This window comes from Peribacillus sp. FSL M8-0224, assembly GCF_038003055.1.
In the GTDB taxonomy this organism is placed as follows: Bacteria; Bacillota; Bacilli; order Bacillales; family DSM-1321; genus Peribacillus; species Peribacillus frigoritolerans.
In genome coordinates this window covers 1716409-1729785 of the sequence record NZ_JBBOOJ010000001.1, presented here as the reverse complement: position 1 = coordinate 1729785, position 13377 = coordinate 1716409, and the positions used below count along the sequence as shown (strand labels likewise).

At 35.6% G+C, this 13377-nt stretch carries 12 protein-coding genes; all 12 read right to left on the bottom strand.

All coding sequences use genetic code 11. From position 1 onward, the window contains the following. Positions 1-12: 12 nt before the first annotated feature. Positions 13-1200 carry a hypothetical protein gene (locus MKX49_RS08385; protein WP_072272834.1) on the bottom strand — a complete coding sequence of 396 codons (1188 nt, stop codon included), beginning with the start codon at positions 1198-1200 and terminating at the stop codon, positions 13-15. A gap of 468 nt (positions 1201-1668) precedes the next feature. Continuing rightward, complete coding sequence (locus tag MKX49_RS08380) at positions 1669-1935, bottom strand: phosphocarrier protein HPr (protein ID WP_072272833.1); 267 nt, start codon at positions 1933-1935, stop codon at positions 1669-1671. 223 nt (positions 1936-2158) lie between these two features. Continuing rightward, positions 2159-3190 carry a zinc-binding dehydrogenase gene (locus MKX49_RS08375; protein WP_323598130.1) on the bottom strand — a complete coding sequence of 344 codons (1032 nt, stop codon included), beginning with the start codon at positions 3188-3190 and terminating at the stop codon, positions 2159-2161. A 473-nt stretch (positions 3191-3663) separates the two neighbouring features. After that, positions 3664-4707: a galactitol-1-phosphate 5-dehydrogenase gene (locus tag MKX49_RS08370; protein ID WP_340876031.1), complete on the bottom strand. Its 1044-nt coding sequence runs from the start codon at positions 4705-4707 to the stop codon at positions 3664-3666. Positions 4708-4794: 87 nt separating this feature from the next. Then, positions 4795-6303 carry an FGGY-family carbohydrate kinase gene (locus tag MKX49_RS08365; protein WP_072272830.1) on the bottom strand — a complete coding sequence of 503 codons (1509 nt, stop codon included), beginning with the start codon at positions 6301-6303 and terminating at the stop codon, positions 4795-4797. Positions 6304-6327: 24 nt separating this feature from the next. Next, positions 6328-7161, bottom strand: coding sequence for a class II aldolase (locus MKX49_RS08360; protein ID WP_072272829.1), 834 nt, complete (start codon positions 7159-7161; stop codon positions 6328-6330). 20 nt (positions 7162-7181) lie between these two features. Next, a complete protein-coding gene (locus MKX49_RS08355; protein WP_101221693.1) occupies positions 7182-8210 on the bottom strand; it encodes an alcohol dehydrogenase catalytic domain-containing protein in 1029 nt (342 codons plus the stop codon). Positions 8211-8316: 106 nt separating this feature from the next. Continuing rightward, complete coding sequence (locus MKX49_RS08350) at positions 8317-9690, bottom strand: PTS galactitol transporter subunit IIC (protein ID WP_340876027.1); 1374 nt, start codon at positions 9688-9690, stop codon at positions 8317-8319. A gap of 5 nt (positions 9691-9695) precedes the next feature. Further along, positions 9696-9977: a PTS sugar transporter subunit IIB gene (locus MKX49_RS08345; protein ID WP_101221691.1), complete on the bottom strand. Its 282-nt coding sequence runs from the start codon at positions 9975-9977 to the stop codon at positions 9696-9698. Between the two features lie 55 nt (positions 9978-10032). Continuing rightward, positions 10033-10314 carry a PTS sugar transporter subunit IIB gene (locus MKX49_RS08340; RefSeq protein ID WP_072272825.1) on the bottom strand — a complete coding sequence of 94 codons (282 nt, stop codon included), beginning with the start codon at positions 10312-10314 and terminating at the stop codon, positions 10033-10035. 25 nt (positions 10315-10339) lie between these two features. Further along, positions 10340-10804, bottom strand: a complete 465-nt coding sequence (locus MKX49_RS08335; RefSeq protein WP_340876024.1) for a PTS sugar transporter subunit IIA — start codon at positions 10802-10804, stop codon at positions 10340-10342. Between the two features lie 22 nt (positions 10805-10826). Further along, positions 10827-12881, bottom strand: coding sequence for a BglG family transcription antiterminator (locus MKX49_RS08330; protein ID WP_340876023.1), 2055 nt, complete (start codon positions 12879-12881; stop codon positions 10827-10829). Between the last annotated feature and the right edge of the window lie 496 nt (positions 12882-13377).

The window sequence follows — 13377 nt, the reverse complement described above, 5'->3', positions numbered from 1 at the left end:
ATCCCTCCTATTTTACAAGAATTGTACGAATATTCCTGCCAAAATAACCGATACGATTGTTACCGATATAAATCCGCCAACAAGCATCGGCGGCAGCATATGGCTTAGCAATGCTTCTTTTTCATTTTCGTCTTTTGTTAATGAATTGACGACTTCATTGGTGATAATGTAATCAGCTGGAAATCCGTATAATGCAGTTAAAGATACAGCAAAGGCCATTTCTTTGCTGACTTTTAACAATTTCCCTGCTATGAATGAGAATATATACATACCAATCACAGCTAAGATAATGCAAACAACAAGTGGGTAAAGAATCTCCATCATCATACTTGGTGTTGCATTTTTCAATCCATCAAAGACGAAAAGCATAAGGGCCATGATGGCAAATCCAAATCCATTTGCTTTTTGCAGTGTCTGTCTTTCCAAGAAACCGATACTTTTTCCAATAACCCCGAATAGTAAGCAAAGAACAAATGCATTTATAGATATAATCGGCTCTAATCCACTCGAAACTAGGTAAGCAAGTAAAGCAACAACTGCAAGTCTTAAAAATTTGAAATACTCTGTATTATATTTTTCAGGAAGTTTCTTAAACAGCCTAAGTTCCGTCAGGCCTTCTGCAGCGGCTGCAGTTTCATCCTTTTTTACCGTTAACTTTCCATTGCGGTATTGCCCCAAAAGCTTCTTCCCTTCTTTCTTCAAGACAATTGAAGTTAAAGGATATCCAGCGAAGCCTTGCATGACATAAATAACAATGGCAAAAACGGACAAGCTCGTAAGTCCTGCATCTGCCGCTCCTTCTGACATGATTATTGAAGAAACCATACCTCCCACTAATGGTGGAACCGCTACAAGGACAGTTTGCAGATCAAAAATAAAGATGCCAATTCCGAATAATAGTGCAACAATGCCAAGAATACCAGATAAGGAGATGACAATCGTCTTCCATTGATTCACCAATTCCCTTATTGAAAGCAATGTTCCCATATTCGTGATCAATAAGTACATCATCATGGTTGCCACTACCGGTGGAACACCTGCTATTGAAACGATGTCTTGCGGGAAGAATGTCCAATAACCACAAAGAAATAGAATCGCGGAAATGAAAACGGAAGGTACCCAGGCTTTTGTTCGAACCGCCACTATGTCCCCTACAAATAAAATCAGAATAACAATAACCAAAGCCAACATCTGTGACATATGAGTTCCCTCACCTTCCAATTTAATAGTTTGAATATTCTTATAAAATAATAACACTGAATCATCTGAATTTAAAGATAATTTCATATTTTCAGGTATTTATACACAGATAATAGGAAATGTAAGTGTTTTAATTTCAATTTCACACACCAAACATTCTCAAATAATTAAGGGATTGGATATATCAAAATAATTTTTCTTTGGATACTTCTTTATCTCGAGTGACTAAAACATCTAACATAAACTAATCAAGACCTATTATTTCAAAAAGAAAAAGCCGTCAAAGGACAGCTCTGATTAATTAGTAATTAATATCCTGTTATTTTTCACTGTAAAACAGTTCTTGTTTCATTCGGATTCATCCTCTAGCAAGTTTTTCCTTTGTGTATACTCGAAAATGATGGTCCAGATCAATTAGTTCAACTTTTTTAGATAAAACTGTCTAAAAGTTTATAGGCAATTGTGTTTTTATTCACCCAGTTTTTCTTTTATTATGGTGTCTTCAAGAGACAGGATCGCTTCCTTTTCATCAGTTCCTTCAGCTATGATTTTAATTTGATCTCCATGGGCAATACCAAGTGACATAACCCCCATAATAGACTTTAAATTGACCTTTTTGCCATTGTATTCAAGGTTTACTTCCGAGTTAAATTTGCTAGCGTTTTGAACTAATGTTGTTGCTGGGCGGGCATGGATACCCGTTTTTTCAATTATGGTAAATGTTTTTTCTGTCATTTTTAAATCTCCTTTTATCTAATATTAATTAAAATCAAGCTAAACTATTTATATTATTTGTTAGGGTTATATGTGTGGTACACGAATTAATATCCTAGAATGTTATATAAGTTGAACTATGAATCGAGATGCTTTGAAAGGATGTTTTGTTAAGTAACGGAAAAGAGACTAGGATTCAAAAAGGGTACGAAATGATTCAGTTCATAGCATAGAAATTATGAGATTATGACGCAATAATAACCTTAATTTGGCTTCCAGCCATTACTGCCTCAAATCCTTCGCGCCATTCTTCTAAAGGAACAATTTTTGTAATCATTATGTCTGTATCAATCTTTTGTTCTTCTAGAAGTTGTAAAGCTATGTGCCATGAGCTAGGTTTTTGGGAACGTGTACCAAGATACTTTAATTCTCTCTGAACAATCGATTCTTGATCCAGCTGGTTCATTTTATTCGCAAAAATACCCACTTGTACAAATGTTCCTTTTTTCCTTACCAATGGCAAGCCTTGATTAAGCGCTGGCACTGCACCAGAGCATTCAAACGCTATATCAACTCCATAACCATCGGTATGTTTCATGATAACTTCTTCTAAACTCTCTTCTTGAACATCGACAATTACGTCTACACCAAATGATTTAGCTAATTCTAAGCGCTGCTTATCCTTTGTGATGCCTGCTAAAATGACAAACGCACCTTGTGCTTTCACAACTTGGCATTGGAGTAGACCAATTGGTCCTGGTCCAAAAATAAGAACTTTGTCGCCTTTATTAATAGTTGTTTTTTCTAAAGCCGCATGTACACAACAAGCTAACGGCTCAGTTAGGGCTGCTGCTTCAAGGCTTATATTCTCAGACAAAACGTGAACACTTTCTTCGCGAGAAACTACATATTCAGACATACTGCCATTTACTTGAGTTCCGATTCCTTTACGGGAAAAGCATAAATTATAATCTTTTTCTAAGCAGTATTCGCACAAGCCGCATGTTGTGAATGTGGTTTCGCTTGTAACCCTGTCCCCTACCTTAATATTTTTTACTGCGTCTCCAACTTCTACAACAACTCCGGAAAATTCATGCCCCAAAACAACGGGAGTTTTTGAATTTCTATATTCTCCGGTAAATGTATGAATGTCCGTACCGCAAATTCCAGTGTAAGCAACTTTAATTTTAACTAAATCCCCTATTCCTTTTGGTTCTGGAATTTCTACTAGCGACATATTGTCATAACCTGGTTCTGCTTTCACTACTGCTTTCATTGTACCTTCACTCCTCTCTTGCAAATATTTACGCCTTGCCATAAGATTGTTCACGGCTAATAATCCTGTTTGAAGACTATCTGGGTTCCTTGAGTCTTTATCTATAAGAGATTAATTCTTCCATTTTTTTAAAAGTAAATTTCATATGTTTTTTGATATATACCTATAGAAAATCCCCTTCTCGATTAGAAGATAAAGTTCTTTTTTATCTGTCTATTAGAAAGGAGATCTCAGAGAGGATGGAGCTTGCTTAAAATAGCATTTTCCATCCATTGTTGTTTAAGTTCTTTTTGGAGATATAAATAAACCGTTTTAAAGTCGCAATATATTTCTCGTCCCGGTCGTCAACGCTTACTTTATGGGCAATTGTGCGTGCTAGGTGAACAAAGCACGTTTTGTGCGTGAGAATTTTCAAAAACACAAAATTTCAATGTTACGCCTTCTAAGACACTCTTGTAAACAATTTCAATAATTTACAGTTCGAACATAACCTTTGTAAATACCTCTTTATTACTTATGATCCGTTCAAACATTTCTGGTCCCATCTCAAGGGGAACACGATGAGATATAAGAGGTTTTACTTGTAATTGTCCTGTATTCATACAGTGAATGGTTGCATGAAACTCCCTACCGGGGAACGGCGAGGATATGGCGTTCCATGACCCATAAACATGTAACTCTCGACGAACTATTCTTTCAAAATAGAAACGGTCAATCGGCACATCAGCATACGGAATACCCATAAAAACTACTTCTCCCCCTTTTTTTGGTAAGGCGAATATTTGAGCAGAAGTAATGGGAGATCCGGCAGATTCAACTGCCAAATCAACTCCATGCCCGTTAGTAAATGTCATGATTTGTTCAAATGTATTTCTATCTTTCGGATTTATTAATACATCGGCTCCAACTTGTTTAGCTAAGGTTAATTTCTCTTTTTCAATATCAATAGCATATACTCTTTCTGCACCAAAAATTTTTGCCCATTGGATTACAAGTAAACCAATTGTTCCACATCCATAAACAGCAACAGAGTATCCTGGCTGCATGTTTGTTTTAAAAAGTCCATGAAGCGCAACTGCAGATGGCTCGACAAAGGCAGCTTCTTCAAAAGAAACACTATCTGGGATACAAATAACATTTTCTCTTGGAACCTTCACGTATGTAGCAAATCCGCCGGGGACTTTTGCGCCTGTTACAAGTAATTCAGGACATGCTGCAAAGTAGCCTGAACGACAATACTCACACTTTCCACAATAAAGCGCAGGACATACAGCCACTCGAGCGCCCACATGCAAATCCGTTACATTATCGCTAAATTCAACTACCTCACCAGCATATTCGTGTCCCCAAATGTTACCGGGAGTCACAGGGCCCAATTTTTTATAACGTGAAATATCTGAACCACAGATACCTGCATTTCTTACTCTAATAATAACTTCATCGTTCTGTTCAATTGTTGGTAGAGGAGACTCTTCATATCTCAAATCCTGAATTCCATAGAAACATAATGATTCCATTTCCAATACCACCTCCGTACTTACTGCATCCCATAAAATTTAATTACAGCATCAGCTGCTTTTCTTAAAGCTTTCATGTGTTAAGCATCAAATCTCCGTCGACTTATATAAATCAAATTCTCTTTTTATTTTTGAGAGTGGAGTATACATCCTGTTAAAGTACTCATCATACAGTTTAAAATTTTCTTGTGATGGAAGATACCTATCAAATGAATTAACGTGTATCTGGTCAATAAAGTTTTGCTTTAATGCTGCTAACATGGCGCCGCCTTTTGAAACAGCTTCCTCTGTTTTATAAGAAAGTACTTCGCAGTTAAGAATATCTGCTTTTAACTGTAGCCATAATGGGTTTAATGTGGCCGGGCCAATAACTTTAATACTCTTGATATCTTGATCTGTTAGATCTATATATGCGTCTTTTAAATTTCTCAATTCGAAGCATAGGCCAGCAAAAATCGAGTATAAAATATCTCTCTTTTCTGTTTGGTCCTGTATTCCATATAAGATTCCTTTAGAATGAGAATCACGATGTGGGGGACCACTTCCTCTTAAATGTGGAATAAAAACCAGCAAATTTTCTATAAACTCCTTCGAGTTTTTCTGGTATTCTTTATATAATCCATCACTCATTTGAGTTAATTCATCAAGAGAGGATAAAAAATTTCTTGTAAACCAATTTATACTATAACCAGCTGTTGGCATTGATCCATAGAGACTGAACAAATTGTCTTTTACATATAAACCATTTGAAATAGCATTTTGCTGAAAGTCACTATTTAAAAATGAATCTTTTTTCAATAAAAGTAACCCTTCTGTTGTTCCAGTTGAGTTTAGCAGTTCCTTATCCACATCCAAATTAGTAATTATTGATCCTGCCATATGATCGTGACCAGCTATTGAAATAGTTGTATTAGGACTTAATCCAACCTCAATAGCCAGAGAATCTTTAAGAAAAGAAATAGCTGTACCAGACTCAACAATAGTAGGAAACGTTTGAACTTCCAGTTCAAAGTCTTCAATTAAATGTTTTGACCATTTTCGGGTAGACATATCTAGCAGTAACGTTCTGGATGCAAGGCTCACATCTGTCGCGTATATTCCAGATAGCTTAAAAGCAATAAAACCTGACAAGCATGTCCATTTTTTTAATTTTAGATATTGATCAGGAAAATGATCTCTAATCCAAAGTAGCTTGGTAAGACTATGATTACTGTGAGAGACTATCCCAGTAATCTTATATATTTCTTCCCTTCCAACAATATTGTTGACTAGTTCAGCTTCAGATTTAGAGCGAGGATCATACCATGTGATGGTGGGTTCTAAGATTTGATTATGTTCGTCTAATAAAACGATAGTTTGAGCTGCACTGGCTATCGAAATAGTTTTTATCTCTTTTGGGTTTTTAATTTTTTTTGAGAGAACGTAAAGCCCTTCCTTCACACCCTCCCAAATTTTATCCATTTCAAACTCTGATTCTTTTTCATTCCATTTAGTAGGAGTAGAAAAACGATACACTTCCACTAATTCGAAATTTGGTAATTGAAATAGACAAAGTTTTACGTTAGTTGTTCCAATATCAATTCCAATTACATACATCTTCAACCCCATCCTTTAGAAACATTATCTATTTAAAGTGCTAAATTTATTAATAACTACTTCTTTAACCTCAGATTGTGCTTCTAGCAATACGCTAATAAGGTTATATTCATTTGGGTTTTGTTCATACCGTTTACCGACAGACGCAATAAATCGTTTACGAAGATCACTCGCAAGATTTATTTTGCGTACATTGTAATTTTTTAATTGCTTTAATATATCATCAGGAATTCCAGAGCCTCCATGAATGACTAATGGAATCTCAACAGTATCTGCTATTTCACGAAGTAATTCCAGGTTAATTTTTGGTTGTTCATCTAAACCATGAATATTTCCTACGGATACAGCTAAAAGATCGATTCCTGTACGCTCTACAAATTCTCTTGCAAGGTTAGGATCTGTTTGTGCCGAATCATCACTCTCGTGATCATCTTCTTTGCCACTTAATTCTCCTAATTCAGCTTCTACCGAAACTCCTCGAGCATGACAATACTCTACAACTTCTCTAGTAAATTGAATATTTTCTTCATACGGTAATTTTGAAGCATCAATCATGACAGAGTTAAAACCAGCTTCTACGGCATTTTTTACATCCTCAAAGGTCATGCCATGATCTAAGTGTAAAGTTACAGGCACTTCTACTTTCTCCGCAGTAGATTTTACAATATTGGCAATGTAATCGTATCCAGACAGCTTAACGTTTGTAGGAGCAATTTGGACAATAACTGGAAGCCCTGCCTCTTCTGCTCCCCTGATAATAGACAGTGTCATTTCTAAATTGGTAGTATTAAAGGCTGGAGCAATAAGATTTTTCTCTTCTAATAATTGTAAGAACGATTTCATATTTACTAATGGCATACTAAATCTCTCCTTATAATTTAATCTACAATAACTACTTTCATAACTTCTTCATCAGGACTTGCGGCAAATGTAATCGCTTCGCCTACTTGATCAATGGCCATTTCATGTGTAATCATTTTTTCTGCATCTATTGTTCCATTTGATATGTTTAAAATAGCTTCCTCAAATTCATATGGGGATACACTGTAGGTACCGACTATTGATATTTCGTCCTTAAAGAATCTTCCTGCATCAATAGTCACTTCAGGATATTTTTCAAAGGGAGAAAAACAGATCACTCGTCCGCCGCGTCTTAGCAGTTGTACTGCTTCTGGTAACAGAGAGGAAACACCTGCAGCAATGATAACAATATCTACACCTTGATTATCAGTAACCTTATCAACAACATCCTTGAGACTATCATTTTTAATATTTACTGTGTAATCGATACCAAACTCTTTAGCTTTTGACAGCTTATACGAAGAAACGTCAGAAATAATTACATTACTTACATCCTTATGTTTTAGGAGTTGGCCATGAATCACCCCGATCGGTCCTGCCCCCATAATTAAAACATTATCTCCAGGACGTATTTCTGCAGCTTTTTGTCCATGAATACAACAAGCTACTGGTTCTGCTAAAGATGCGTGCTGGTAGCTCATACTGTCAGGAATTCCAAAAAGTAAATGGCGTACATGTTTTTCAGATAATCGGATATATTCTGCAAAGCCGCCAGGATCAATATTCGTTTCTCTAAATTCAGGACAAAGTGTATAATGCTGTCGTTGACAATAATGACAAGTGAAACAGGGAACATGGATAGCACCAACAACTCTGTCTCCAATTTTAAATTTCGTAACACCTTCCCCTACCTTAACAATCTCACCTGCATATTCATGCCCAAGAACAGTCCCTGGATTAACGGTTTTATGAATTGCTTTGTGAATATCCGTCCCGCATAATCCACAGGCTTTTAACTTCAAGAGTACTTCTCCGAAACCAATTTTTGGATCTTCAACTTCTTCTATTCGAAAATCATTAACATCGTGAAATGCAATAGCTCTCATTATTAGATCTCCTTTTTAAGAATAAGAGGAGAGGTACCTTACTAAAAGCATTGTCCCTTTAGTTAGCAAGTACCTCCTTGTCTTTAATAAACTAACTTCAGATAGTCTAAGAAACATCCTTCAATTTACCATTCTCATCAAAATCTTTTTTGGTTATTTTATATGCCGACCAAATAACAAGACCTACAACTGGAATGGCTCCAATAGCATAGATATTCCCTTGGGATAACATGACCATCCAATAGCGGAATGGATTACCGCCGTCTAAGAAGCTGTTCACCAATTCTGATGCCCCTTCTGGGAATTGGAAATTAATACTTTTTGCTACTTGCGTAACAAGTGGAGCCAGATAAGAAGCGATGTATAAGTTTGCGATAATAACTGGTATACCAATAATAATTGATCGTATAATATTACCTCCGCAAGCAAGAACAATCATTGCCATTGGCACAGTTAAAGTTGATAAATCACCTAGTGGAATAATCTTATTTCCTGGAAGAATAACAGCTAGCAATATTGTAATTGGTGTCATCAATAAGGCTGTTGAAATAACTGCCGGATTACCAATCGCAACTGCAATATCAAGTCCGATGGTAATATCATCCCGATCAGGGAATCTCTTTTTGAGCAAGGCACGAATTGCATCAGACAGTGGGATTAAACCCTCCATAAGGATACGAACCATACGAGGCATAATAAGCATAACTGCTCCCAAGTTCATTCCTAATTTCAATACTCCATCCGCATCGTATCCTGCGAGAATTCCAATAATAATTCCCAAAATCAGACCGATCATCATCGGTTCACCAAATACTCCGAAGCGTTTTTGAATTGAATCTGGATCAGCTTTTAAGTTCCTTACCCCAGGTATGGAACCAATAATTTTATTTCCTAATACTCCAACTGGAAAAAATATGACTGCCGATAATGTGGGAAGGGAAATACCAGGCAAATTAAATCGTTTCTGTATATATGGAGCAGACCAATCAGCCATTTTAAGAATTGTGACTGTAGCTATGGCGGCAGCAAGCAATCCTAAGAAAAAGTTACCTGTTGCACTATAAACTAGCGCCCCTGCAAAGGCAAAATGCCAGTAGTTCCATAAATCAATATCGACAGTTTTTGTCCAACGAAGCATTATCATGGAAATGTTTAGTAAAACAACCATAGGAATTACAAACGGTGCGATTGGTGATGCAAAAGCAATTGCAGCAAGTGGCGGCCATCCAGTGTCGACCACTGGTAAATCAATTCCTGTTCTATCCACCATAGCTTGAGCTGCAGGTCCAACGCTCTCAATCAGTAGATTGAATATTAGGAAAATTCCAACAAAACCCATACCTATAATTACAGAGGATCTTAAAGCCTTCGCTGGTTTAACTCGAAAACAGATCGCTAGTATAAATACAACAATTGGCAACATAACCGTAGGTCCAAAACTAAGAATGTACTGGAATGCTTCTAATATCTGTTGTCCCATTTAGTTCACCCCTTCAACAGTTTAATAATTTTATCAAGCAGCTCTTCTTCTCCAACCCCTGTAATAATAGGTAATGCGTTGACAAGAGGTGTATTTAATTTTGTTTCTACTTGTGAAGTTACTACAATTAAATCAGCTGAGTTATCTAGTGAAGGTAATTCCCCTATGATTGCCTGTTGATACACAACATCAATCCCATGGCCTTTACAATGCTCTACTACCTTCTCTGCTACTACCGTTGAAGTTGCAATCCCACTCGAACACGCAAATACAATATTTTTTTTCATTTTGAAATCCCCCAATTATTATTTATTGATCAGCAAATCTGTTGTCCGATTTAGTTCACCCCTTTAACAATGTAATAATTTTATCGAGCAATTCTTCTTCCCCAACGCCTGTAATAATAGGTAATGCGTTGACAAGAGGTGTATTTAATTTTGTTTCTACTTGTGAAGTTACTACAATTAAATCAGCTGAGTTATCTAGTGAAGGTAATTCCCCTATGATTGCCTGTTGATACACGACTTCAATCCCATGGTCTTTACAATGTTCTACTACTTTCTCTGCTACTACCGTTGAAGTTGCAATCCCACTCGAACACGCAAATACAACATTTTTTTTCATTTTGAATTCCTCCTGATTTATAATTTTACTCTGCAGTCAATTTCTCTTCTAGATAACTATAAAGATGGGTCTTAGACATACTCGAAATTTCACCTAGAGACCCTTCTTCTTTAATTAACTCAAAAATTTGTTTTAGAATATTTAAATGCTTTGTACTTTTCGACAAACCTAGTAGAAAAATGACTTTCACATTAATACTATTGTTTTTATCCACCATATCTTGAAATAATATTGGTTTATCCAAAACAGCTACAGCAATAGAATCTTGCTTAACATGTTGGGGTTCAGTGTGGGGAATGGCAATTCCCATGTCATAGGTTTCCAAGCCCGTTGGAAAATTTTTTTCTCTTTTTATCAAGCTTTCATAGAAACTATCATGGATAAACCCTTGATCTAAAAGTGAGTCTGCCAGTATCCTTAATGCCTCCTCTTTATTGGATACTTCTAAATCAGTGAAAATAGATTCTTCTGAGATAATAATTTTGGACATTTTCTCGCTCCTTTCGCTTTTTTCATTTAGAAAACTTCTCAATAACCGAGAATATTTCTTTCTTTGTTTCTGCATCTTTTATTTTTTGTATATCTTTTTGGCTCTCTGCCATTCTTCTAAGCTGTAATATAGGGCGAATATGTTGTTCCTTATCCACTGCAGCAATAACGCAAATAAGCTTTACAAAATTCCCACCTTCAAATTCCACTGGTTCATTCAACTTTAAAAAGCTCATGCCTACTTGATAAACATCGTTTTCTGGTCTGGAATGGGGAATGGCAATATTTTTTGCTAACATAATGTATGTACTATCGTTTTGATATTGTTCGATCATTGCCTCCACATAGTTATGACCAATACAATTGTTTTTTAACAAAGGTTCTGAAGCAAACCATAAAGCTTCTTTCCAATCTTTCACCTTATCTCGGATGTTGATTGTTTCATAATATACTAGGTCCTTAAGCGTTAATTTTGAATTTGTTTCAACATTCGTAGCACTTACAAAACTATTTTTATTAAAAAAACTACTTAAGCCTTTCAATAACCCACTGGAATCTTTGACCTCAGCATATTTACTAATGACTTGTATAAGTTCGTTTAAATCAACATTGTTAGGTACAAGCCCATATTTTTCATTAAGTATAGTTTTCCTAATCTCGTTTTGCTCTCTCTCATTTATTAAAGATGGAACAATATACTGTTTAATATCAGTAGGTAATCTTTGTGTAGTAAATAAGACATCAATTTTTCCCTTATAATTAGAAAACTCTCTGTGGGACATAGACTCAAGGAACATAAACTCAGGAAATAGGGATTTTAAATTCACTTGCAGTAATTTTGATACTGATACACCATTAGGACAGACAACAGCTGCAATTTTCTTGTGGTTTAGTTGAACACCATGTTGAGTCAACCATCCACCAACAATCATGGTTAAAAAGGTACTTTCACTCTCAGGGATGGGACAGCCCATTAAGGATTCGATAGGACTAGCAGATACCTTGACAATCTCATGTAGATCCTCTAATTTCTCATCGAACTTAATAAACATTGACGTCATCAAACCTAAATTATATTTGATTCTATAATAGGCCGGCTTTACATGAAGGAATAACTTATCTATCAATTCCTGTTTGTTTGGAATATCAATAGCACTAATATTTTCAATAATTTTAACCATCTCAAATAGTGAGCTCTTTAAGTCTGACAACTTATTATCATTCAGAACTTGAGATGAAGATATATTCATAGTTAAAAGCTGCAAAGTAAGAAAAAGTAATTCCTTAGGTGGTATAACCTCAAGTTCAGAGAAAACTTTTGTTACGGCATGATATTCTTTAGTTTCTTTAAGATCAGAGAAATCAATATTAAAATTAGGCTCAAGGATTTTCCCTTGTTTCACTCTATTTATCCAAACAGCAATAATATAAGGTAGTGTCACTAACCTCTCGTCCGTAAATTTTATACTTAAGTGAACTTCAATCTGCTCAAGTTTTTTACGAAGAGTTTCCACCTCTCTATCCTTAAAAGAGGAATACTGTAGTAGAACCTTTTCCCCTTTATAGAATGAGACTATCGACTGGATGACCGTAATTAGTAATCGTCGTTTATCAAACTCTTTACCTTGAATTCTGTAACCGCTTTGGCGTGAGTAAATAATTTTAAGCTGATATTTTTCCAACTCGTATTGAGCTGCCTTTATTGTCCTTAATACAGTATTCTTACCAACTCCAAGCGCTGAGACCAAATGAATTAATGACAATTCCTCGTCTCTACTAAGTAGCATGAGAAGAATAACAGCAATACGCTCATTCTCAGAAAAAATATATATCTCCACATCATTATCATCATTATCAATTGGGAGTATATGCTTTAATGACGAAGAAACAATGAAATTTCCAGTTTTCGTTCTTTCAATTTTTGTTTGGTCTAAACTGCTTAACCAATTATTGATCTTTTCAAAGCTATAATTAATCTGACGCCGATTAATTCCAAGTTTGCTCTCTAAAACCGATAATGTTGTGTTTTGATTATTTAAAATTTCTTGTAATAATTTCATGCTTCTTTCATCAATCACTTAATACTCACCTCCTCCTTGACTTTATTGTAAGCGTTAGCATCATTGTCGGTATACACTATTTCATCCCCTCTTTTTGTATGTGCATTGATTCACATAAAAATGTTGTTTTAATATTAAATTATTTTAAAAAACTTTACGTCAAGTAAAACTATTACAGGTTTTGTATTGCGGAAGAATTTTCACGTCACAATCAGAATGAGTTGGTTATTTGGCGCAAGCTAGTAAGATCCCTGAAAGATGATTAATACTATTATCGAACCGACTATCCAATACTTCTGCTTATCGTTTTTCATCATTTCTTCTGCCTTACATTCACAGTCGGTTAATACAGTCTTTGGTATCATCTTTAATGCAATAATTGTCCCTAATTGAACAAGAAATAGTAACCAAGAACGGGTATAAAATCGGGTATTAGGGTCGATCGGACTGAATGCATAAGCTACAACACAAGCCGTAAATACTTTTGCTTACCAAGGCACCCGTTCAGTTTTAC

What these genes read in the sequence shown, in the direction of transcription:
- MKX49_RS08380 (WP_072272833.1), bottom strand. Translation starts at nt 1,935, where the DNA reads ATGACAGAAAAAACATTTACCATAATTGAAAAAACGGGTATCCATGCC.
- MKX49_RS08375 (WP_323598130.1), bottom strand. Translation starts at nt 3,190, where the DNA reads ATGAAAGCAGTAGTGAAAGCAGAACCAGGTTATGACAATATGTCGCTA.
- MKX49_RS08335 (WP_340876024.1), bottom strand. Translation starts at nt 10,804, where the DNA reads ATGTCCAAAATTATTATCTCAGAAGAATCTATTTTCACTGATTTAGAA.
- MKX49_RS08345 (WP_101221691.1), bottom strand. Translation starts at nt 9,977, where the DNA reads ATGAAAAAAAATATTGTATTTGCGTGTTCGAGTGGGATTGCAACTTCA.
- MKX49_RS08370 (WP_340876031.1), bottom strand. Translation starts at nt 4,707, where the DNA reads ATGGAATCATTATGTTTCTATGGAATTCAGGATTTGAGATATGAAGAG.
- MKX49_RS08340 (WP_072272825.1), bottom strand. Translation starts at nt 10,314, where the DNA reads ATGAAAAAAAATGTTGTATTTGCGTGTTCGAGTGGGATTGCAACTTCA.
- MKX49_RS08355 (WP_101221693.1), bottom strand. Translation starts at nt 8,210, where the DNA reads ATGAGAGCTATTGCATTTCACGATGTTAATGATTTTCGAATAGAAGAA.
- MKX49_RS08365 (WP_072272830.1), bottom strand. Translation starts at nt 6,303, where the DNA reads ATGTATGTAATTGGAATTGATATTGGAACAACTAACGTAAAACTTTGT.
- MKX49_RS08385 (WP_072272834.1), bottom strand. Translation starts at nt 1,200, where the DNA reads ATGTCACAGATGTTGGCTTTGGTTATTGTTATTCTGATTTTATTTGTA.
- MKX49_RS08350 (WP_340876027.1), bottom strand. Translation starts at nt 9,690, where the DNA reads ATGGGACAACAGATATTAGAAGCATTCCAGTACATTCTTAGTTTTGGA.
- MKX49_RS08360 (WP_072272829.1), bottom strand. Translation starts at nt 7,161, where the DNA reads ATGCCATTAGTAAATATGAAATCGTTCTTACAATTATTAGAAGAGAAA.